At 73.0% G+C, this 21,123-nt stretch carries 19 protein-coding genes and 1 rRNA gene; 3 read left to right on the forward strand and 17 right to left on the reverse strand.

Translation table 11 applies throughout. The annotated features are described in order from the left end of the window. Positions 1–102: 102 nt before the first annotated feature. The 8 genes from F1C76_03055 to F1C76_03090 form a co-directional block, all read right to left on the reverse strand. Positions 103–1,630: ribosomal RNA gene (locus tag F1C76_03055) — 16S ribosomal RNA — on the reverse strand. 443 nt (positions 1,631–2,073) lie between these two features. Beyond that, positions 2,074–2,874, reverse strand: coding sequence for a 4-hydroxy-tetrahydrodipicolinate reductase (locus tag F1C76_03060; protein ID QNG35710.1), 801 nt, complete (start codon positions 2,872–2,874; stop codon positions 2,074–2,076). Positions 2,875–2,914: 40 nt separating this feature from the next. After that, entirely contained in the window at positions 2,915–3,277 is a 363-nt protein-coding gene (locus F1C76_03065) for a VanZ family protein (protein ID QNG35711.1), read from the reverse strand. Further along, complete coding sequence (locus tag F1C76_03070; protein ID QNG38972.1) at positions 3,274–4,569, reverse strand: insulinase family protein; 1,296 nt, start codon at positions 4,567–4,569, stop codon at positions 3,274–3,276. The genes F1C76_03065 and F1C76_03070 overlap by 4 nt, the downstream gene beginning before the upstream one ends. 83 nt (positions 4,570–4,652) lie before the next feature. After that, positions 4,653–6,908 carry a polyribonucleotide nucleotidyltransferase gene (locus tag F1C76_03075; protein QNG35712.1) on the reverse strand — a complete coding sequence of 752 codons (2,256 nt, stop codon included), beginning with the start codon at positions 6,906–6,908 and terminating at the stop codon, positions 4,653–4,655. A 291-nt stretch (positions 6,909–7,199) separates the two neighbouring features. After that, a complete protein-coding gene (rpsO, locus tag F1C76_03080) occupies positions 7,200–7,469 on the reverse strand; it encodes a 30S ribosomal protein S15 (protein QNG35713.1) in 270 nt (89 codons plus the stop codon). Between the two features lie 265 nt (positions 7,470–7,734). Beyond that, positions 7,735–8,706 carry a bifunctional riboflavin kinase/FAD synthetase gene (locus tag F1C76_03085; protein ID QNG35714.1) on the reverse strand — a complete coding sequence of 324 codons (972 nt, stop codon included), beginning with the start codon at positions 8,704–8,706 and terminating at the stop codon, positions 7,735–7,737. A 2-nt stretch (positions 8,707–8,708) separates the two neighbouring features. Then, positions 8,709–9,854 carry a branched-chain amino acid aminotransferase gene (locus F1C76_03090; protein QNG35715.1) on the reverse strand — a complete coding sequence of 382 codons (1,146 nt, stop codon included), beginning with the start codon at positions 9,852–9,854 and terminating at the stop codon, positions 8,709–8,711. Between the two features lie 127 nt (positions 9,855–9,981). Between F1C76_03090 and F1C76_03095 the strand changes: the two genes are divergently transcribed. Further along, entirely contained in the window at positions 9,982–10,959 is a 978-nt protein-coding gene (locus F1C76_03095) for an alpha/beta fold hydrolase (protein QNG35716.1), read from the forward strand. On the opposite strand, the gene F1C76_03100 is transcribed toward F1C76_03095, so the two are convergent. Next, positions 10,934–11,260: an antibiotic biosynthesis monooxygenase gene (locus F1C76_03100; GenBank protein ID QNG35717.1), complete on the reverse strand. Its 327-nt coding sequence runs from the start codon at positions 11,258–11,260 to the stop codon at positions 10,934–10,936. The genes F1C76_03095 and F1C76_03100 overlap by 26 nt on opposite strands. Here F1C76_03100 and larB point away from each other — a divergent pair. Further along, positions 11,259–11,978: a nickel pincer cofactor biosynthesis protein LarB gene (gene larB / locus F1C76_03105; protein ID QNG38973.1), complete on the forward strand. Its 720-nt coding sequence runs from the start codon at positions 11,259–11,261 to the stop codon at positions 11,976–11,978. The two genes, F1C76_03100 and larB, sit on opposite strands and share 2 nt — an antisense overlap. Here larB and F1C76_03110 read toward each other — a convergent pair. Beyond that, complete coding sequence (locus F1C76_03110) at positions 11,969–12,748, reverse strand: ATP-dependent sacrificial sulfur transferase LarE (protein ID QNG38974.1); 780 nt, start codon at positions 12,746–12,748, stop codon at positions 11,969–11,971. The two genes, larB and F1C76_03110, sit on opposite strands and share 10 nt — an antisense overlap. 91 nt (positions 12,749–12,839) lie before the next feature. Between F1C76_03110 and F1C76_03115 the strand changes: the two genes are divergently transcribed. Beyond that, positions 12,840–13,661, forward strand: coding sequence for a hypothetical protein (locus tag F1C76_03115; GenBank protein QNG35718.1), 822 nt, complete (start codon positions 12,840–12,842; stop codon positions 13,659–13,661). On the opposite strand, the gene truB is transcribed toward F1C76_03115, so the two are convergent. The 7 genes from truB to infB are packed head-to-tail and all read right to left on the reverse strand — an operon-like array spanning position 13,639 to position 21,005. Next, a complete protein-coding gene (gene truB, locus F1C76_03120; protein ID QNG35719.1) occupies positions 13,639–14,553 on the reverse strand; it encodes a tRNA pseudouridine(55) synthase TruB in 915 nt (304 codons plus the stop codon). The two genes, F1C76_03115 and truB, sit on opposite strands and share 23 nt — an antisense overlap. Positions 14,554–14,566: 13 nt before the next feature. Beyond that, positions 14,567–15,862, reverse strand: a complete 1,296-nt coding sequence (locus F1C76_03125; GenBank protein ID QNG35720.1) for an MATE family efflux transporter — start codon at positions 15,860–15,862, stop codon at positions 14,567–14,569. Then, positions 15,859–16,848 (reverse strand): bifunctional oligoribonuclease/PAP phosphatase NrnA, encoded by a 990-nt coding sequence (locus F1C76_03130; protein ID QNG35721.1) that lies wholly within the window; start codon positions 16,846–16,848, stop codon positions 15,859–15,861. The genes F1C76_03125 and F1C76_03130 overlap by 4 nt, the downstream gene beginning before the upstream one ends. Further along, positions 16,845–17,165 (reverse strand): hypothetical protein, encoded by a 321-nt coding sequence (locus F1C76_03135; GenBank protein QNG35722.1) that lies wholly within the window; start codon positions 17,163–17,165, stop codon positions 16,845–16,847. Before F1C76_03135 ends, F1C76_03130 begins: the two co-directional genes overlap by 4 nt. Continuing rightward, positions 17,162–17,695: a 30S ribosome-binding factor RbfA gene (rbfA, locus tag F1C76_03140; GenBank protein QNG35723.1), complete on the reverse strand. Its 534-nt coding sequence runs from the start codon at positions 17,693–17,695 to the stop codon at positions 17,162–17,164. Before rbfA ends, F1C76_03135 begins: the two co-directional genes overlap by 4 nt. 9 nt (positions 17,696–17,704) lie before the next feature. After that, positions 17,705–18,001 (reverse strand): DUF503 domain-containing protein, encoded by a 297-nt coding sequence (locus tag F1C76_03145; GenBank protein QNG35724.1) that lies wholly within the window; start codon positions 17,999–18,001, stop codon positions 17,705–17,707. Between the two features lie 40 nt (positions 18,002–18,041). Then, positions 18,042–21,005 carry a translation initiation factor IF-2 gene (infB, locus tag F1C76_03150; protein QNG35725.1) on the reverse strand — a complete coding sequence of 988 codons (2,964 nt, stop codon included), beginning with the start codon at positions 21,003–21,005 and terminating at the stop codon, positions 18,042–18,044. Positions 21,006–21,123 lie beyond the last annotated feature (118 nt).

Here is a 21,123-nt window from a genome sequence, read left to right on the forward strand (position 1 = left end):
CCACCCTTGAGCTCCGTCACGAACACCAGGACACCTGCGAATGCAGACATCTCACGGCCCGTGCACGGCTCTGGACCACCACAACGAATGTGGCGGCCAGTGCTCCTTAGAAAGGAGGTGATCCAGCCGCACCTTCCGGTACGGCTACCTTGTTACGACTTCGTCCCAATCGCCGATCCCGCCTTCGACGGCTCCCTCCCACAAGGGGTTGGGCCACCGGCTTCGGGCGTTACCGACTTTCGTGACGTGACGGGCGGTGTGTACAAGGCCCGGGAACGTATTCACCGCAGCGTTGCTGATCTGCGATTACTAGCGACTCCAACTTCATGGGGTCGAGTTGCAGACCCCAATCCGAACTGAGACCGGCTTTTTGGGATTCGCTCCACCTCGCGGTATCGCAGCCCTTTGTACCGGCCATTGTAGCATGTTTGCAGCCCTAGACATAAGGGGCATGATGATTTGACGTCATCCCCACCTTCCTCCGAGTTGACCCCGGCAGTCTCCCATGAGTCCCCACCATTACGTGCTGGCAACATGGAACGAGGGTTGCGCTCGTTGCGGGACTTAACCCAACATCTCACGACACGAGCTGACGACAACCATGCACCACCTGTGTGCGACCCTTACGGACCCACCATCTCTGGAGGATTTCCGCACATGTCAAGCCTAGGTAAGGTTCTTCGCGTTGCATCGAATTAAGCAACATGCTCCGCCGCTTGTGCGGGCCCCCGTCAATTCCTTTGAGTTTTAGCCTTGCGGCCGTACTCCCCAGGCGGGGCGCTTAATGCGTTAGCTGCGGCACGGAGACCGTGGAATGGCCCCCACACCTAGCGCCCAACGTTTACGGCGTGGACTACCAGGGTATCTAATCCTGTTCGCTCCCCACGCTTTCGCTCCTCAGCGTCAGTTGTTGCCCAGAGACCCGCCTTCGCCACCGGTGTTCCTCCTGATATCTGCGCATTTCACCGCTACACCAGGAATTCCAGTCTCCCCTGCAACACTCAAGTCTGCCCGTATCGACTGCAGACCCGGAGTTGAGCTCCGGGCTTTCACAGCCGACGCGACAAACCGCCTACGAGCTCTTTACGCCCAATAATTCCGGACAACGCTTGCACCCTACGTATTACCGCGGCTGCTGGCACGTAGTTGGCCGGTGCTTCTTCTGCAGGTACCGTCACTTTCGCTTCGTCCCTGCTGAAAGAGGTTTACAACCCGAAGGCCGTCATCCCTCACGCGGCGTCGCTGCGTCAGGCTTCCGCCCATTGCGCAATATTCCCCACTGCTGCCTCCCGTAGGAGTCTGGGCCGTGTCTCAGTCCCAGTGTGGCCGGTCACCCTCTCAGGCCGGCTACCCGTCGTCGCCTTGGTGGGCCATCACCCCACCAACAAGCTGATAGGCCGCGGGCCCATCCTCAGCCGATAAATCTTTCCACCACCAGACCATGCGGCCAGTAGTCATATCCGGTATTAGCACCAATTTCTTGGAGTTATCCCAGAGCTGAGGGCAGGTTGCCCACGTGTTACTCACCCGTTCGCCGCTAGGGCACCACCCCGAAAGGCGGGCCTCGCTCGACTTGCATGTGTTAAGCACGCCGCCAGCGTTCGTCCTGAGCCAGGATCAAACTCTCCGTAGATGATTTGATCACGGCTGAGAACCAAGAGTTGGCACTCTCGATGTCAATCAACCAAAGGAACCCACCCCGACAAACCCAAAGGCCTCGAGGCTGGGGTAAAACATATGGCACTGACTTTCAGCACGCTGTTGAGTTCTCAAAGAGCGGACACTCAGGAACGCCAGCCCCAGAGGAGCTTCGTCTTCCCAGTGGATTGTCCTGCTCGGCGTCTCAGGCCCGACCTCGCGGTCGTTCCCGGCGCAGAGAGAAAGTTACGTGCCCGGACACCTGCCGTCAACCACGGGTGGGCCGGCTTCGAGCGCGATCGGGCCCCTCCGGGTGCACCCGGAGGCAAACGTGCAGGTCAACCGGTTTCGATCCGGGCCGGTCTGCGAGGCAGGTCACGTGTCGCGGGTGTGTCCGGGGCGCGTCGCGAGGGTGTCGGCGCGCCCCGGGACCCGTCAGAGACCGAGGAGAGCGTCGATCCCGATGGTCAGGCCGGGCCGGCGGGACACCTCGCGCACGGCCAGGAGCACCCCGGGCATGAACGAGGCCCGGTCGTAGGAGTCGTGCCGGAGGGTGAGCGTCTCCCCCGTGGCACCGAGGAGCACCTCCTCGTGGGCGACGAGTCCCGACAGCCGGATCGAGTGCACGGGCACCCCGTCGACGTCGGCGCCGCGGGCACCGGGGAGGGAGGACTCCTCCTGGGTGGCGTCGGGCGCCGGGGCCATGCCGGCCGCCCGGCGCGCGTCGGCGATCACCGAGGCCGTACGGGACGCGGTGCCCGACGGGGCGTCGACCTTCCCGGGGTGGTGCAGCTCGATCACCTCGACCGAGGGGAAGAAGCGGGCCGCATCCGCGGCGAAGCGCATGAGCAGGACCGCGCCGATGCCGAAGTTGGGCGCGATCAGCACACCGAGCTCGGGCTTGGGCTCGAGCCACTCCCGGATGGTGGCGATCTTGGCGTCGTCGAAGCCCGTCGTCCCCACCACGCAGTGGATGTTCTGGTCGATGCAGAAGCGGATGTTCTCCATGACCGACTCGGGCCGGGTGAAGTCGACGGCCACCTGGGCTCCCCCGTCGGCGACGTTGAAGAGCCACTCGCTGCCCTCGACCATGGCGACGAGCTCGAGGTCGTCGGCGTCGTTGACGGCCTTGCAGACCTCGACGCCCATGCGCCCGCGGGCACCCAGGACGGCGACCGAGGTGAGCGGGACCTCGGGGGTCGGGGTGGTTACGGCTTCGGGGGTGCTGGTGGTCATGTCGGCACTCTCACCAACCCCGCCCCGGGATGCAACCCGGTCAGGCGGGCGGGCGGACCCGGGCGACGGACCGCCACAGCAGGAGGCCCAGCGCGACCCCCACGACGTCGGCGACCCAGTCGCCGGCCGAGGCGTCCCGGCCCACCAGGTCGGTGCCCTGCACCACCTCGCTCACGGCGGCGTAGCCGACGAGGGCGACACCCACGAGCACCTCGCGGATGCCGGCCCACCGGGAGGTGAACGCCAGGACCAGGAAGAGACCGGCGTGCACGAGCTTGTCCACCCCGGGCGGGGAGGAGGGCACGTCGGAGGGGGGTGCGAAGAGCACGGCCAACGACACCAGCACCGCGACGGCGAACGCGCCGCGGGCCAGCGCCCCGTGCTCGACGAACCACTCCCTCATGCGGCGAGCGCCTCCAGGTCCTTCTGCCGGTAGGGGCCGACCACGGCCAGGCACAGGTCGCGGGTGAGCAGGTCGGCAGCGACCGCGCGCACCGCCGCGGTGTCCACCCCGTCCAGCCGGGCCAGCACCTCGGGCACCGGCACGTACTCCCCGTAGGACAGCTCGCTCTTGCCCAGTCGACTCATCCGCGACCCGGTGTCCTCCAACCCCAGGACGAGACCACCCCGGAGCTGGCCGATCCCCCGGGCCACCTCCTCGTCGGAGATCCCGTCGGCCGCCACCTCGGTCAGCGAGGCGCGCACCAGGCGGAGCACCTCGGGCACCCGCTTGGGCGCACACCCCGCGTAGACCGAGAACACCCCGGTGCCCGCGTAGTGGGTGAGCGAGGAACCCACGCTGTAGACCAGTCCGCGCTTCTCGCGGACCTCCTGGAACAGCCGAGAGCTCATCCCCCCACCGACGGCGGCGTCCAGCACGGCCGCGGCGTACCGGCGGTCGTCCAACCGGCCCAACCCGATCCCGCCCAGCAGCAGGTGGGTCTGCTCGGTCTTCCGGTGGATCAGACCCGTGCGGTGCGCCGGCGTCATCCGTGCGACGTCCTCCCCCGACCGCAACGGGTCGGGCCGGGCCGGGCCTGACAACCGGTCGCCGAAGGCGGCGTGCACCAGCGCCAGCACCTGGGCGTGGTCCACCCGCCCTGCCGCGGCGACGACGATCGAGGGGGTGGCGTACCGGCCCCGGTACCAGCCGTCGACGTCGTCCCGGGTCAGGGACTCGATGGACTCCACCGTGCCCAGCACCGACCGCCCGAGCGGGGTGTCGCCGAACAGGGTGTCGGAGAACAGGTCGTGCACGGCGTCGGCTGGCTCGTCGTCGCGCATCGCGATCTCCTCGAGCACCACCGTGCGCTCGGACTCCAGGTCCGGCGCGGTGTTGAGCGCATCGGTGACCAGGTCGCCGAGCAGCGTCACCGCCAGGGGGAGGTCGCTGGCGAGCACGTTGGCGTAGTAGCAGGTGTGCTCCTTGGCGGTGAAGGCGTTCATCTCACCGCCCACCGCGTCCATGGCGGTGGCGATCTCGAGGGCACTGCGGCTGCGGGTGCCCTTGAAGAGCAGGTGCTCCAGGAAGTGCGAGGAGCCGGCCAGGCCCGGGGTCTCGTCGCGCGACCCCACGCCCACCCAGATGCCGACGGTGGCCGAGAGGACACCGGGCATCAGCTCGGTGATCACCCGCAGGCCGCCGGGCAGCGCGGTGCGCTCCACCCGGCCGCCGAACTCGTCGACGTCCAGCAGCTCGGTGTGCCCGACGGCCACCGGGGTGGGCGCGGCCGCAGCCGCACCCACCCCGGTGCCGTTCAGGCTGGTGTCAGCCGTGGTCACTCACCCGCGGGTGCAGCGGCCTCGGCCGGCGCGTCCTCGGAGGAGGCGCCGCCCTCGACGACCGGGACCAGGCTGATCTTGCCGCGGGCGTCGATGTCGGTGATCTCGACCTGCAGCTTGTCGCCGACGTTCGCGACGTCCTCGACCTTGGCGATCCGCTTGCCGTTGCCCAGCTTGCTGATGTGCACCAGGCCGTCGCGGCCGGGCAACAGCGAGACGAAGGCACCGAAGGCGGTGGTCTTGACGACCGTGCCCAGGAACCGCTCGCCGACCTTGGGCAGCGTCGGGTTCGCGATCGCGTTGATCTTGTCCACCGCGGCCTGGGCCGACGGACCGTCGGAGGCACCGACGTAGATCGTGCCGTCGTCCTCGATGGTGATGTCGGCGCCGGTCTCGTCCTGGATCGCGTTGATCATCTGGCCCTTGGGCCCGATGACCGCACCGATCTTGTCCACGGGGATGCGGACCGTGGTCACCCGGGGGGCGAACGGGCTCATCTCGTCGGGGCCGTCGATCGCCTCGAGCATCACGTCGAGGATGTGCAGCCGGGCCGCGCGGGCCTGGGTCAGCGCAGCCGCGAGGACGTCGGAGGGGATGCCGTCGAGCTTGGTGTCCAGCTGGAGGGCGGTCACAAAGTCCTTGGTGCCGGCGACCTTGAAGTCCATGTCACCGAAGGCGTCCTCCGCGCCGAGGATGTCGGTCAGCGCGACGTACTCGGTCTTCCCGTCGACCTCGTCGGAGACCAGGCCCATGGCGATGCCGGCGACCGGGGCGCGCAGCGGCACACCGGCGTTGAGCAGCGACAGGGTGGAGGCGCAGACCGAGCCCATCGACGTCGAGCCGTTGGAGCCCAGCGCCTCGGACACCTGACGGATCGCGTAGGGGAACTCCTCGCGGTCGGGCAGCACGGGCAGCAGCGCCCGCTCGGCCAGCGCGCCGTGGCCGATCTCGCGGCGCTTGGGCGAACCCACGCGACCGGTCTCGCCGGTGGAGTACGGCGGGAAGTTGTAGTTGTGCATGTAACGCTTGCGGGTCACCGGGTTCAGCGTGTCCAGCTGCTGCTCCATGCGGAGCATGTTCAGCGTGGTGACGCCCATGATCTGGGTCTCGCCACGCTCGAACAGCGCCGAACCGTGCACCCGCGGGAGCACCTCGACCTCGGCCGACAGGGGCCGGATGTCGGTGACGCCGCGGCCGTCGATGCGGACCTTGTCGCGCAGGATGCGCTGACGGACGACCTTCTTGGTCACCGCGCGGAAGGCACCGGAGACCTCCTTCTCGCGACCCTCGAACTGGTCGGCCAGCGCGGCCTTGACCTCGTCCTTGAGCGCGTCGGTGGCGTCGTCGCGGTCGGCCTTGCCGGGGATCGCCTGGGCGACGGCGAGCTTCTCGGCGGCCTGGGCGTCCACGGCGGCGTACACGTCGTCCTGGTAGTCCAGGAAGCGCGGGAAGGTGCCGACCGGCTTGGCGGCGGCCTCGGCGAGCGTCGCTTGGGCGTCGCACAGCGCCTTGATGAAGGGCTTGGCGGCCTCGAGGCCCTGGGAGACGACCTCCTCGGTGGGCGCGGTCGCGCCACCGGCGATGAGCTCGATCGTCTTCTCGGTGGCCTCGGCCTCGACCATCATGATCGCGACGTCGCCGTCGGGCAGGACCCGACCGGCCACCACCATGTCGAAGACGGCGTCCTCGAGCTCGGCGTGCGTCGGGAAGCCGACCCACTGCCCGTTGATCAGGGCCACCCGGGTGGCACCGACCGGGCCGGAGAAGGGCAGACCGGACAGCTGGGTCGACGCCGAGGCGCCGTTGATCGCCAGCACGTCGTACAGGTGGTCGGGGTCCAGCGACAGCACGCTGATGACGACCTGGACCTCGTTGCGCAGGCCCTTGGCGAAGGTCGGGCGCAGCGGGCGGTCGATCAGCCGGCAGGTGAGGATCGCGTCCTCGGAGGGGCGACCCTCACGACGGAAGAAGGAACCGGGGATCTTCCCGATCGCGTACATCCGCTCCTCGACGTCCACGGTCAGCGGGAAGAAGTCCAGCTGCTCGCGGGGGGAACGGCCGGCCGTCGTGGCCGACAGCAGGGTGGTGTCGCCCATCGAAGCGACGACCGAACCGGCGGCCTGCTTGGCGAGGCGGCCGGTCTCGAAGGTGATGGTGCGGGAGCCCAGGGCCCCGTTGTCGATGACGGCGGAGGCGGTGAAGACGCCGTCCTCGAAGTCGTCGGTGAAGGTGTCTGTGGTGGGTGCGGACATCGTGTCCTCTTCCTGCGCCGCATGCGGCGGCGCCCTCTTGGTCGGCGGGGTGCGCCGGTGGTCCGGGAGACCGGTCTTCGATCGAAGCCCTCGGGTCGCGCGGTCGGGAGGCCCGGCGCGTCGTGCGCCGGACGTCCGCTGCGTCCCGGGGGCCACCACCGAGGACCGGGCCTGTGCGTTCCAGGGGGACCTGCCGGCGGACGGACCGCCTGGGGGGTGGTGCCCCGTCCGGCGGGTGCCGGACGAGTGAGGGGACCGACCCGGCAGTGCCGGAGCGGTCCCCTCGACGTGCTAGCGGCGCAGGCCGAGCCGCTCGATCAACGTGCGGTACCGACCGATGTCGGTCTTGGCCAGGTAGTTCAGCAGCCGGCGACGCCGGCCGACCAGCAGGAGCAGGCCCCGCCGGCTGTGGTGGTCGTGCTTGTGCATCTTCAGGTGCTCGGTCAGGTCGCTGATCCGTCGGGTCAGCATCGCGACCTGCACCTCGGGGGAACCGGTGTCGCCCTCGACCGTCGCGTACTCGGTCATGATCTGCTTCTTCGTCGCACTCTCGAGTGCCATGTGGTGCCTCCTGGGCAGGTCACGTGTGGCCCCCGGTCGGTGTCACGGGGGCAGCATGCACACGCGTCGGTTGCCCGACGCTGTGCCCAGGGTACATGTCTGATGGTCGCCCTCCGGGCTCCGACCGCGGCCAGGAGCCGTGCCCGACCTGGGACGAGTCCGTCGTGCCGGTCCTCGGGGACCCTCCGGGCCCCCTCGTCTCGGCATTCCGGGGACGGCCGTCTCGAAGTCGGGTCACCAGTTCGGTGCCAGGGCCCCACCCCGGTCAGGTGAGGCGGAGGACCTTTCTCGTGTCTTCCACGTCCGTCGCCATCTGGACGACGAGGGCCTCGGCGCCCTCGTAGGCGGTCATGGGGCGCAGGCGCTCGACGAACTCGACACCGACGTGCTCGCCGTAGAGGTCGCCGGTCCAGTCCAGGAGGAAGGCCTCGACGGTGCGGCGGGTGCCCTGGAAGGTGGGGTTGGTGCCCACCGAGATGGCCGCCGGGTGGGTGCCCTGGTGCCGGCCGCGGGAGTCCTTGAGGACCAGGGTGCCGGCGTACACCCCGTCGGCGGGGACGGCGGTGTACAGCGGGGACTCGACGTTGGCCGTCGGGTAGCCCAGCTCCCGGCCGCGCCGCTCCCCCCGGACGACGACGCCGTCCACCCGGTGCGGGCGGCCCAGCGCGCGGGCCGCGGACACCAGGTCACCGGCGGCCACGCAGGCCCGGATGTAGGTGGAGGAGATGGTGACCTCTCCCCCGTCGGCGCCGTCCACCGCCATCGCGGTCTCCAGCGCCAGGCCCTCCACGCCGAAGCCGAAGCGCCGTCCCTCGCGGGTCAGCGAGGCGACGTCGCCGGCGGCCCGGTGGCCGTAGCTGAAGTTCTCCCCCACCACGACGGCCGCGGCGTGCAGGTGCTCGACCAGCACGGTGTGCGTGAAGCCCTCCGGGGACAGCCGGCTGAACTCGGGGGTGAAGGGCAGCACGCACATCGCGTCGACACCGAGCTCGGCGACCAGCTCGGCCTTGCGGTCGGCCGAGGTCAGGATCGCCGGGTGCGCCCCGGGCCGGACCACCTCGGCCGGGTGCGGGTCGAAGGTGAGCAGCAGGGCCGGGCGGCCCAGGCTGCGCGCCTTGGCCACCGCGGCCGCGATGAGCTGCTGGTGGCCGCGGTGCACCCCGTCGTACATCCCGACGGTGACCACGGTCCGCCCGAGGTCACCGGGAGTGGCCTCCAGGCCACGCCAGAGCTGCACGGTCAGCCGGCGGTGACGGTGTGCAGCCAGCCGTGGTCGTCGGCGACCCGGCCGTGCTGGACGTCGAGCAGCCGCTCGCGCAGCGCCATCGTGAGCGTGCCGGGGGTGCCGTCGCCGACGGTGAAGTCACCGGTGCGCGCCTTGACCTCGCCGACCGGGGTGATGACGGCGGCGGTGCCGCAGGCGAAGGTCTCGGTGATCGACCCGTCGGCGACGCCGGCCCGCCACTCCTCGACGGTGAACCGGCGCTCGGTGACCGTGTGCCCCATCTCGCGGGCCACGGTGATCAGCGAGGCCCGGGTGATGCCGGGCAGGAGCGTGCCGGTGAGCTCGGGGGTGACCAGCTCGGCGTCGGCACCGGAGCCGAGGACGAAGAACAGGTTCATCCCGCCCATCTCCTCGACGTACTTCTTCTCCGTCGCGTCCAGCCAGACGACCTGGTCGCAGCCGGCCGCGATGGCCTGCTCCTGGGCCAGCAGGCTCGCGGCGTAGTTGCCGGCGCACTTGACGTCGCCGGTGCCGCCGGGAGCGGCCCGGATGTAGTCCTCGGAGAGGTAGACCGACACCGGCTGGACCCCGCGCGGGAAGTAGGCACCGGCCGGGCTGGCGATGACGACGAACAGGTACTCCGCGGCCGGCCGGACGCCGAGGAACGGCTCGATCGCCAGCTCGTAGGGCCGGATGTAGAGCGTCTGGTCGGGGCCGGTGGGCACCCAGTCGCGGTCGGCGTCGACGAGGGCGTCGACGGCGGCCAGGAAGCCGTCACGCGGGACCGGGGGCATGGCCATCCGGACCGCGCCGCGGGCCATCCGGGCGGCGTTCTGCTCGGGCCTGAAGACCGCGACCGAGCCGTCGGGCTGGGCGTAGGCCTTGAGCCCCTCGAAGATCGACTGGGCGTAGTGCAGCGCGGCGGTGCTGGGGTCCAGCTGCAGCGGGGCGTACCCGGTCAGCTTCGCCTCGGTCCAGCCCTGCCCGGCGACGTAGCGGGCCACGACCATGTGGTCGGTGAAGACCTTGCCGAAGCCGGGGTCGGCGAGCAGCTGCTCGCGGTCGGCGGCGGACCGGCGGGGAGCCTCCTCCACCACCAGCGGCACGCCCTCGCTGAAGAGGCGAGAGGAGGCGCGGCTGTCGGTGAGCGTGTCGGTCATGGCTCCCACTCGGGCGGTACGGGCGGCACCGTCCGGCTGCCCGGACGACGCGTCGGGCACGGCGCCCGGCTCCTGCACCCTAGCCGCGCGACCCGTCGGGAGGAGAGCGCGCACCTACCCTGGCCGCATGCAGCCACCGGGTACGCCGTGGACGTCGTCCGGGGTGCGCCGGGTGCAGGTGCGGTTGCACGGGCACGACCTCTCGGCCCGGGTCGGCGGCACCGACGGTCCGGTGCTCCTGCTGCTGCACGGGCTGCTGGGCTCGGGCGCCGCGTTCGGCCCGGCACTGGACGAGCTGGCCCGCACCCACCGGGTGGTCGCCCCGGACCTGACCGGCCACGGGGAGTCGGAGAAGCCGCCCGGGGACTACAGCCTGGGCTCCTTCGCGACCCTGGCCCGCGACCTGCTCGTCGTGCTCGGGGTGGACGCCGCCACCGTGGTCGGACACAGCCTGGGTGGTGGCGTCGCACTCCAGTTCGCCCACCAGTTCCCGGCGATGGCGCAGCGGCTGGTGCTGGTGGACTCCGGCGGCCTGGGCCGGGACGTGAGCCCGGCGCTGCGCGCGGTCACGCTGCCCGGCGCGGAGTGGGTGCTGCCGGCGGTGTTCAACCGGTACACCCGGGCGGCCGGACGACGGGTGCTGGCCCCGCTGCAGCGCTGGACGCCGCCGGGCACCGCCCAGGTGGTCTCCGGCCTGGACACCCTGGCCGACGCCGACGCCCGGGCCGCGTTCGTGCTCACCGCCCGGGCGGTGCTGGACCTCGGCGGGCAGCGGGTCAGCGCCGCCGACCGGGTCTACCTGGCCGAGGCCCTGCCGGTGCTCCTGGTGTGGGGCGGCAAGGACACCGTCATCCCCGCCCGGCACGCCCTCGAACTGCACGCGCTGCTGCCGGGCAGCCGGCTGGAGGTCTTCGCCGGCGCCGGGCACTTCCCGCAGGTCGACGACCCCGGCCGGTTCGCCGCCGTCGTCAGCGACTTCGTGGCGACGACGGCGGACCGGGTGCTCGACCCCACCGAGCGCGAGGCCCGGTGGGCCGCCGCGGTGCGGGGGGCCTCGACGGTGGTCGACGCGCCGGACGTCAGGCCTTCGGCGACGCCTGGGTGACGACCTCGAAGGACCAGATGCTCGAGCCGGTGGCGGCCGGGCCCTGGCCCTCGGGGGCGTTGCGCGCCTGCGCGTGACCGCGGGCGAAGTCCTGGCCGTTCTGCCAGGCCTCGAAGTCGGCCTCGCTGCGCCAGCGGGTGTAGACGAGGTAGGAGTCGGTGCCCTCGACCGGGCGCAGCAGCTCGAACCACTCGAACCCGTCGGAGGACTCGACCGCCCCGGCCCGGTTGCTGAAACGCTCCTCCAGTCGCTCGCGGGCCTCGGCGGGCACGGTCAGCACGTTGATCTTCACGACGCTCATGCCCCCGAGTCTGCCCACCCGCCGCGCCCACGACACTGGGGCGGTGACCGAGAACCGCACCGCCGACGTCGGCGTCGCCCGGCTGGACGTCGACCGCGCCGCCCGCACCGGCACCCCCGAGGTGGTCTACGCCGAGGGCAAGACCCCGGCGCAGACCGTCACCTGCCTGGCCGGCCTGCTCGACGCCGGCGCCCCGCTGGCCTGGGCCACCCGGGTCTCCCCCGCCACCGCGGCCGCGGTGCTCGAGCGCTGGCCCGGGGCGCACGTCGACCCGGTCGCCCGCGTGGCCCGGGTGGGCACCGTGCCGCCGCCGGTCGGCGAGGTGCTCGTCCTGACCGCCGGGACGTCGGACGACGCGGTGGCCGCCGAGGTGGCCGCGACCCTCACGGCCAGCGGCGTGGGCTGCCGGCGGGTGGACGACGTGGGCGTCGCCGGCATCCACCGGGTGCTCGCGGTGGCCCCGGACCTCGCCCGGGCCGACGCGGTGGTCGTCGTGGCCGGCATGGACGGCGCGCTGCCCAGCGTGGTGGCCGGGCTGACCGACCGGCTGGTCGTCGCCGTCCCCACGTCGGTGGGCTACGGCGCGGCCTTCGACGGGCTGGCCGCGCTGCTGACCATGCTCACCGCCTGCGCCCCGGGGGTGCTGGTGGTCAACATCGACAACGGGTTCGGCGCCGGGGTGGCCGCGGCGCGGATCGCCCGCTCGGCTCAGCGGTAGCGGGCGGGGTCGGCCAGCAGCTCGTTCATCGAGCCGGACCGGAAGCCGCGGGGGTCGAGCTCGACGGTGTCGAACCCGCGCACCACCGCCAGCAGCTCGGGACCGACCAGCGGGACCAGCTGCGCGTCGAGCTCCACCCGGGCCCGGTCGCCGAGGTCGCGCACCCGCAGGTCGCGCACGGTCAGCCCGGCGTCGGCCAGCGCCAGCCGCAGCGCCACCTCGGCGGCCTCCACCCGGGCCAGCCGGGGCGCCGACACCGGCACCCCGTAGGCGATCCGGCTGGCCAGGCACGCGGCGGCCGGCTTGTCGGCCAGCGGGAGACCCCAGGCGCGGGCGGCGGCGCGGACGTCGGCCTTGGTCATCCCCGCGTCGGCCAGCGGGGTGCGCGCCCGGCGTTCGGCGGCGGCCCGGATGCCCGGCCGGAAGCCGGCCACGACGTCGTCGGCGTTGGTGCCGGTGGCCACGTCGGCGATGCCCAGCTCGGTGGCCAGCGGCCGGAGGGTGTCCATCAGCTCGGCCTTGCAGGAGAAGCACCGGGCCCCGCTGTTGGCCACGTAGTCGGGCCGGGCGAGCTCGTCGGTCGAGGGCTCCTCGTGCCGCACCCCGAGGCCGGCGGCGAAGGCCCGTGCCGCCGTCCGCTCGGCGGCGGGCAGGGACGCCGAGACCGCGGTGGCGGCGACCACCCGGTCGGCGCCCAGGGCCCGGACGGCGGCGGCCAGCACCACGCCGGAGTCCACCCCGCCGGAGAACGCCACCAGGACGGCGGGCATCGACCCGAGGTCGGCGTGCAGGGCCGCGACCCGGTCGGCGACGATCTGCTCCAGCACCACGCCTTCGAGGGTGTCACGGACGGGAGTGGGTGTGACGGTCTGGTTCGTGCTCGCCGCGGTCGCGGCGATGGTCGTGAACAGCGCCGCGTCGCTCCTGGAGGCCGAGGGCAGTCGGCGGGTGCGGCCCGGGCGGCCGGTGTGGACCCAACCGGTCTGGGTCGGCGGTCTGCTGCTGGACGCGACGGGCTGGGTGCTGTCGGTGGTGGCCCTGCGCGGGCTGCCGGTCGTGACCGTGCAGTCGGTGCTGGCCGGGGCCGTGGCGGTGACCACGGTCGCCGGGCAGCGGGGCCGCCCCGGTGGGCTGCCCGCGCGGCAGCTGGCCGGGGTGGTCGCCGTCGTCCTCGGGCTGGTGGTGGTCGCGCTGTCGGCGCAGCCGGGCCGGGCCGCGGCGCTGCCCCCGGCCGCGGTCCCCGTGCTGCTCGGCGCGGCGCTGCTGTGTCTGCTGGCGCTGGAGCCGGTGCGCCGCTCGGTGCACCCGCTGCGGATCGCCGCGCTGGCCGGGCTCGCCTACGGCGGGGTGGCGCTGTCGGTGCGCGCGTTGCACGTGCGCTCGGGGGTGTGGGCCAGCGTGCTGGAGCTGGCCGCGGAGCCGCTGGCCTACGCCGTGCTGGTGTTCGGCCTCTGCGGCACCCTCTGGCTGGCCGCGGCGCTGCGGTACGGGGTGGTCGGCACGGTGAGCGCGGTGCAGTCGGTGACCCAGGTGGTGGTGCCCGGCCTGATCGGGCTGGTGCTGCTCGGTGACCGGGTGCGACCGGGGTGGGTGCCCGCCCTGGGGCTCGGTCTGGTGCTCACCGTGGCCGGGGTCGCCGTGCTGGCCCGGGCCACAGCGCTCAGGCCGGGAAGCCCACGCTGACCCGGGCGGTCGACCCCGCGTCCTCGACCAGGGCGACCAGCCGGCCGTCGGGCGCGACGGCGGCGTGCAGCCCGGGCGCACCGGAGGCCGGGACCCGCTTGCCGTGGCCCAGGTCGACCGCCTCGGCCGCGGTCACCGGCCGCTCGGGGAAGACCGCGGTGGCCGCGGCGGTGAGCGGGACGAACCCGGGCCCCTCCCCCGCGAGCAGCGCGGCCGCGGCCTCCTCCACGACGAGCGCGCGCGCCTGGTCGAAGGGACCCGAGCGGGTGCGGCGCAGCGCGGTGAGGTGCCCCCCGACGCCGAGCAGCGCCCCGGCGTCCCGGGCGATGGCCCGCACGTAGGTGCCGGTGGAGCAGGTGACGGTGACGTCGACGTCGACCAGGTCCGGTGTCGGGCGCTCGATGCGGTGCACCTCGAGGGCGTGCACGACGACCGAGCGGGCGGTGAGCTCGAACTCCTCCCCCGCTCGCACCCGGTCGTAGGAGCGCACGCCGTCGACCTTGACCGCGCTCACCGACGAGGGCACCTGCTGCAGCGGCCCGGTCTGCGCGGCCAGGGCAGCCCGGACCTCCTCGTCGGTGAGGTGCCCGGCCGGCGTCGTCACCAGCACGTCGCCCTCCCGGTCGTCGGTGACCGTGGTCTGCCCGAGGCGGACGGTGGCCTCGTAGGTCTTGTCGTTGCCGGACAGGTGGCCCAGCAGCCGGGTCGCCGCCCCGACCCCGAGCACCAGCACGCCGGTGGCCATCGGGTCCAGCGTGCCGGCGTGCCCGACCTTGCGGACGCTCAACGCGCGCCGGGCCCGGGCGACCACGTCGTGGGAGGTCATGCCCGGCCCCTTGTCGACGACCAGCAGCCCGGGGGCGACGTCGGCGTCGGGCTTCCGCGGACTCATGGGTGCACCACGCTCATGCCCCCACCGTGACAGAGGCGCGCGTCCACCGGTCACCCAGCACCCGGACGACGACGGCGACCAGCCGCAGCGCGATGAACAGGGTCAGCCCGCTCCACACCCCGGCCAGCCCCCAGCCCAGCGGCACCGACAGCAACGAGAGCGGCACGAACCCGACCAGGGCCGCCCCGATGGTCACCGTGCGCAGGTAGCCGACGTCCCCGGCGCCCATGAGCACGCCGTCCAGGGCGAAGACCACCCCGGCCAGCGGCTGCATCAGGGCCAGGAACCACCAGACGACGGCGGCCTGGGCGAGCACCGCGGGGTCGTCGGTGAACACCCCCGGCAGCACCGGTCGCACGGCGAGGAGAACGGCGGCGACCAGCACCCCGGTGCCCAGCCCCCACCAGACGACCCGCAGGGCGGTGGCGCGTGCCTCGGCGACCCGGCCGGCACCCAGGGCCTGACCGACCAGGGTCTGCGCGGCAACGGCGTAGGCGTCGAGCACGAGGGCCAGGAACAGCCAGAGCTGCAGGGCGATCTGGTGCGCCCCGAGCTCGGCGGTGCTCGAGCGGGCCACCACCCCGGCAGCGGTGGCGAAGGCCGCCTGCAGCACGAACGCCCGCAGCAGGAGGTCCCGGCCGATGACCAGCTGCACCCCGAGAGCCCGCGGACGGGGGCGCCACGCGACCCGCTCGGAGGCCAGCGAGCGGAGGAAGAGCAGCGCGGTCACGGTCTGGCCGGCGACGTTGGCCCAGGCCGAGCCGACCAGGCCCATGCCCGCGGTGTAGACCAGCAGCGGGTTGAGCACCAGGGACAGCAGGCTGCCGGCCAGCACGAAGACCACCGGGCGGCGCAGCTCCTGCACCCCGCGCAGCCAGCCGTTCCCGGCGAGGGACACCAGCAGCAGCGGCAGACCCAGCGAGGCGATCCGCAGCCAGCCCTCGGCCGCGGTGGCGACCGGCCCGGCGCCGCCGGCGAGCAGCCGGGTGAGCGGACCGGCGGCGAGCTGGAAGCCCATCGTCACGACCACGCCGATCCCGAGCGCCAGCCAGGTGGCCTGCACGCCCTCGGCGACGGCGCCCGCCCGGTCCCCGGCGCCGGCTCGGCGGGCGGCGCGGGCGGTGGTGCCGTAGGCCAGGAAGTTCAGCAGCGCGGCGGCCCAGGCGAGCAGACCCCCGCCGACGGCCAGCCCGCCCAGCGCCGTCGTCCCGAGGTTGCCGACGACGGCGGTGTCCACCAGCAGGTACAGCGGCTCGGCGGCCAGCACGACCAGCGCCGGGAGCGCCAGGGAGGGGACCGACCTGCTCACAGCGCAGCGCGGATCGCGGCGACCGTCTCCTCGAGGTCGCGGTGGGAGGTGAAGCCCGCGGCCATCCGGTGCCCACCACCGCCCAGGGACTGGGCCACCGCCGAGACGTCGGTGCCGCCCCGGGACCGCAGCGACACCGACCAGCTGCCGTCCGCGGCACCCTTGAGCACGCAGGCCACGTCGGCCTCCTGCGCCGAGCGGACGACGTCCACCAGCGCCTCGAGCTGGTCGGCAGCCAGGCCGTGCTCCGCGGCCTCGGCGACCGTGGCCCAGGTCCAGACCAGGCCCGCGCCGGTGTCGGGTTCGAGCACCGCGCGTCCGGTCGCGGTCGACAGCAGCCCCAGCCAGCCGAAGGGCGCGGTGTCGAAGAGCCGCTGGCTGATCCGGGCGTGGTCGATGCCGGTGTCCAGCAGCCGGGCCGCCAGGTGGTGCGTGCCGGGCGCGGTGTTGCCGAACCGGAAGGACCCGGTGTCGGCGGCGAGCCCGGCGTACAGGCAGGTGGCGAGCGTGGCGTCCAGCGGGACGCCGAGGCCGTCGAGCAGGTCGGCGACCAGCGCGACGGTGGCCGCGGCGTCGGGGTCGATCAGCGTGACGTGGCCGAAGCCGGGGTTGGAGGCGTGGTGGTCGACCACCAGGGACGCCGGGGCGGCCAGCAGCACCGGCCCGACGTCGCCGAGGCGTCGCAGGTCAGCGGCGTCCAGGCTGACCACCAGGTCGGGGTCGGCGGGCAGCCGGTCGCTGGGCACCAGGGCGTCGGTCCCGGGCAGCCACCCCAGCGAGGCCGGCAGCACGAAGGGCGCCGGGAAGGTCGCGGTCACCCGTGCCCCGCGCCGGCGGAGTCCCTCGGCCAGGGCCAGCGTGCTGCCCAGCGCGTCCGCGTCGGGCTGCACGTGCCCCGACAGCACCACGGTCGCGCCGTCGTCGGCGGCGCGGGTGAGCAGCGCGACGGCGGCATCGAGGGCGCCGACCGGGGCCACCGGGGTCAGCTGTCGGTGGGGCCGAGGTCGGCCACCGGCACCTCGTCGGGCTCCTCGCCCGGTGATCCGCCGGCGACCGGGATGGCCGGGCCGCCGTCGGAGGGCTCGTCGGCGGCGATCGAGGCGGCGTTCGCGTCGGTGGCCGGATCGGCGTCCCCTGCCATGCCCTGCTTGCCGCCGGCGGTCGGGTCGGCGGAGTCGGGGCTGCCGGCCTGGTCACCGGGCACGCTGCGCCCACCCAGGGTCGACTCGGGCTGGGACTCCGCCGGGGTGTTCGGGTCCGGGTCGACGGCCTCGGTCGCGGCGCGGTCCTGGGGCTCGGTCACGGGGTGCTCCTCTGGTCCAGCGTGTGGGCCCGCAGGTCGTGCAGGTCGCCCGCGGTCGGGGCGGCGGGGGTGTCGTCGGACCCGCTGGCGTCGTCCTCGTCGTCGTCCTCGAGGGCCGGCTTCTTGTACGGGTCGGGCTCACCGGCGTACGCGGCACCCTCGCGGGCCCGGGCCAGCTCGGCGTCGGCGTGCCGGGCGCGCTCGAGGGCCTCCTCGAGCTCGCGGGCGGTGTCCGGGACGACGTCAGCGATGAACTCCAGCGTCGGGACGAACTTGATCCCGGTCTGCTTGCCGACCGTGGACCGCAGCACCCCGGTGGCGCTGGCCAGCGCGGTCGCGGAGTCCGCGACGGTCTGGGCGTCGCCGTAGACGGTGTAGAACAGCGTGGCCTCGCGGAGGTCGCTGGTCACCCGCGCGTCGGTGATGGTGACCATCCCCAGCCGCGGGTCCTTGATCTGCATCTCGATCGTGGCGGAGACGATCTGGCGGATGCGCACCGCCAGCCGGCGTGCCCGGGCGGGGTCGGCCATCGGAACTCCTCAGGAATCGGTCGAGCTGATCAGTTGGCGGTGCGTGGCGAGCAGCGTCACCTCGGAGCGGTCGGCCAGCAACCGCTCGCACGCGTCGAGCACATCGGTGACCTGGGCGGCCTCGCCGGCCACCGTGGCGACCCCGACCTGCACCCTGCGGTGCAGGTCCTGGTCGCCGACCTCGGCGGCCGCGACGGCGAAGCGGCGCCGCAGCTCGGCCACGATCGGCTTCACCACGGCGCGCTTCTCCTTCAGCGAGTGCACGTCGCCCAGCAGCAGGTCGGCGGTCAGCGAACCGGTGAACACCCGTCCGCCTCCCGCCGACCTGCTGTCGTGGAGATGTCGATCAGACCCGCGGCTTCTCGCGCAGCTCGAACGTCTCGATGACGTCCTCGGGCTTGATGTCGTTGAACGACCCCAGCCCGATGCCGCACTCGTAGCCCTCGCGGACCTCGGTCGCGTCGTCCTTGAAGCGGCGCAGCGAGTCCACCGACAGGTTGTCGGCGACGACCGCACCGTCGCGGATGAGCCGGGCCTTGCTGTTGCGCACGATCGTGCCGCTGCGCACCAGCGAACCCGCGACGTTGCCGATCTTGGGCACCCGGAAGACCTCGCGGACCTCCGCGCGGCCCAGCTGGACCTCCTCGTAGATCGGCTTGAGCATGCCCTTGAGCGCGGCCTCGATCTCCTCGATGGCCTGGTAGATGACCGAGTAGTACCGGACGTCCACGCCTTCGCGGTTGGCGAGCTCGGTGGCCTGACCCTCGGCCCGGACGTTGAAGCCCAGGACGATGACGTCGTCGGCCAGCGCCAGGTCGATGTCGCTCTTGGTGATGCCGCCGACGCCGCGGTGGATGACCCGCAGCGACAGGTCGTCGTCGACCTCGATCTTCATCAGCGCCTCTTCCAGCGCCTCGACGGTGCCGGAGTTGTCGCCCTTGATGATCAGGTTGAGCTCGCGGCTCTCCTTGAGCGCTGCGTCCAGGTCCTCGAGGCTGATCCGCTTGCGCGCCGAGGCGTTCTGCGCGTTGCGGATCCGGGCCTCACGGCGACCGGCGATCTGCCGGGCCGTGCGGTCCTCCTCGACGACGAGGAACGTGTCGCCGGCGCGGGGGACCGAGGTGAGGCCCACGACCTGCACGGGGCGGGCCGGCAGGGCCTCCTTGAGCTTGTTGCCGTGCTCGTCGAGCAGCGACCGGACGCGCCCGTAGGCGTCACCGGCCACGATCGAGTCGCCGACGCGGAGCGTGCCGCGCTGGACCAGCACCGTGGCGACGGGGCCACGACCCTTGTCCAGCTTGCCCTCGATGACGACGCCCTGCGGGTCCTGCTCGGTGTTCGCGCGCAGGTCCAGCGAGGCGTCGGCGGTCAGCAGCACCGCGGCCTCGAGCTCCTCGAGGCCCTGGCGCGTGGTGGCCGAGACGTCGACGAACATCGTGTCGCCGCCGTACTCCTCGGCGACCAGGCCGTACTCGGTGAGCTGCTGGCGGATCTTGGCGGGGTTGGCCCCCTCCTTGTCCACCTTGTTCACCGCGACCACGATCGGCACCTGGGCGGCCTGGGCGTGGTTGAGCGCCTCGACCGTCTGGGGCATGACGCCGTCGTCGGCGGCCACGACCAGCACCACGATGTCGGTCACCTTGGCGCCACGGGCACGCATCGCGGTGAACGACTCGTGACCCGGGGTGTCGATGAAGGTGATCGGCCGCTCGTTGCCGTCCAGCTCGGTGACGATCTGGTAGGCGCCGATGTGCTGGGTGATGCCACCGGCCTCCTTCGCCACGACGTTCGTGTGGCGGAGGGCGTCCAGCAGCTTGGTCTTGCCGTGGTCGACGTGACCCATGACCGTGACGACCGGCGGACGCCAGTCCCAGTCGCTCTCGTCGCCCTCTTCGTCGCCGAAGGTCAGGTCGAAGGTCTCGAGGAGCTCGCGGTCCTCGTCCTCGGGGCTGACGACCTGGATGACCCAGTCGATCTCGGCACCGAGGAGCTGCAGCGTGTCCTCGTTCACCGACTGCGTGGCGGTGACCATCTCGCCCAGGTGGAACAGGGCGGTCACCAGCGCGGCCGGCTGGGCGTCGATCCGCTCGGCGAGGTCGGTCAGCGAGGCACCGCGGGGCAGCCGGACGGTCTGCCCGTTGCCGCGGGGCAGGCTGACGCCACCCATCGAGGGCGCCGACATGGAGTCGAACTCCTGACGCCTCTGCTTCTTGCTCTTGCGTCCACGGACGGGTCCGCGGCCACCGGGACGCCCGAAGGCACCCGCGGTACCGGCACCGGAACCACCGCGGCCACGGCCACGGCCGCCGCCACCGCGGAAACCGCCAGCAGGAGCACCGCCACCGCCGCCGCCGGGGCGGAAGCCGCCACCGGCACCGGGCGGGCCGCCGGGGCCGCCACCGGGACGACCACGGCCGCCGGGGGCACCGGGACGACCGGGCGCACGCGCGGGCATCATGCCCGGGCTCGGACGCTGCGGCATCATGCCCGGGTTGGGACGGGGCCCACCGGGACCAGCAGCAGGACGCGGGCCGCCGGGGCCCGACGGCGGACGGGGACCGCCGGCGCCGGGAGCCGGGCGGGGACCGCCGGCACCGGGGCCGGGACGGGGACCGCCCGGACCGGGCGTGCCCGGGGAGGCCGGAGCCTGGCCACCGGGAGCGCTCGGCGCACCGCCGCCGGGGCGGGGAGCCGCCGGACGCGGGGCACTGGAGAAGGGGTTGTTGCCCGGACGCGGCGCGGGACGGGGTCCCGGACGCGGGCCGGCGGCACCGGGACGCGGCGCACCCTGGGCCGGGGCGCCACCCTGGCCGGGCCGCGGGGCGGCCGGACGGGACGGCGCGGGAGCCGGCGCCTGGGCAGCAGCTGCCTGGGCCGCGGGGGCCTGGGGAGCGGGTGCCTGGACGGCCGGGGTCTCGACGACCGGGGGTTGCGGTGCCGGGCGGGGGCCCGGACGCGGGCCGGGGGAACCGGGACGCGGAGCGCTGGAGGGCGCCGAGGGTGCTGCGGGAGCAGCAGCCTGCGAGGCCGGGGCCGACGGGGCGGCCTGCACCGGGGCAGGTGCGGCAGCAGCCGGGGCCTGCGGCGCGGGGGCGGCCGGACGGGGACCGGGGCGGGGCCCCGGGGTCGGTGCACCGTTGCCGGCACCGGTGGACCCGTAGGCCTCCCGCAGGCGGCGGGCCACGGGGGCCTCGACGGTGGACGACGCGGACTTCACGAACTCGCCCTGCTCCTTGAGCTTGGCGAGCACTGCCTTGCTGTCGACACCGAGCTCTTTAGCGAGCTCGTGTACGCGGGCTTTGCCTGGCACGGGTCTCCTCAGTGGTGAGGCCGGCGGCTGGCCCGCTCGACCTCGTTGCTAGTTGTGCATTGTCTGCCCAGTCACAGGTGCGACTTCACGGGTGGGTCATCCGAGGACGTCCTGCTCT

It is taken from the genome of Geodermatophilaceae bacterium NBWT11, from assembly GCA_014218215.1.
Lineage (GTDB): Bacteria > Actinomycetota > Actinomycetes > Mycobacteriales > Geodermatophilaceae > Klenkia.

What these genes read in the sequence shown, in the direction of transcription:
- F1C76_03060 (QNG35710.1), bottom strand. Translation starts at nt 2,874, where the DNA reads ATGACCACCAGCACCCCCGAAGCCGTAACCACCCCGACCCCCGAGGTC.
- F1C76_03065 (QNG35711.1), bottom strand. Translation starts at nt 3,277, where the DNA reads ATGAGGGAGTGGTTCGTCGAGCACGGGGCGCTGGCCCGCGGCGCGTTC.
- F1C76_03075 (QNG35712.1), bottom strand. Translation starts at nt 6,908, where the DNA reads ATGTCCGCACCCACCACAGACACCTTCACCGACGACTTCGAGGACGGC.
- rpsO (QNG35713.1), bottom strand. Translation starts at nt 7,469, where the DNA reads ATGGCACTCGAGAGTGCGACGAAGAAGCAGATCATGACCGAGTACGCG.
- F1C76_03090 (QNG35715.1), bottom strand. Translation starts at nt 9,854, where the DNA reads ATGACCGACACGCTCACCGACAGCCGCGCCTCCTCTCGCCTCTTCAGC.
- F1C76_03095 (QNG35716.1), top strand. Translation starts at nt 9,982, where the DNA reads ATGCAGCCACCGGGTACGCCGTGGACGTCGTCCGGGGTGCGCCGGGTG.
- larB (QNG38973.1), top strand. Translation starts at nt 11,259, where the DNA reads ATGCCCCCGAGTCTGCCCACCCGCCGCGCCCACGACACTGGGGCGGTG.
- F1C76_03100 (QNG35717.1), bottom strand. Translation starts at nt 11,260, where the DNA reads ATGAGCGTCGTGAAGATCAACGTGCTGACCGTGCCCGCCGAGGCCCGC.
- F1C76_03110 (QNG38974.1), bottom strand. Translation starts at nt 12,748, where the DNA reads ATGCCCGCCGTCCTGGTGGCGTTCTCCGGCGGGGTGGACTCCGGCGTG.
- truB (QNG35719.1), bottom strand. Translation starts at nt 14,553, where the DNA reads ATGAGTCCGCGGAAGCCCGACGCCGACGTCGCCCCCGGGCTGCTGGTC.
- rbfA (QNG35723.1), bottom strand. Translation starts at nt 17,695, where the DNA reads ATGGCCGACCCCGCCCGGGCACGCCGGCTGGCGGTGCGCATCCGCCAG.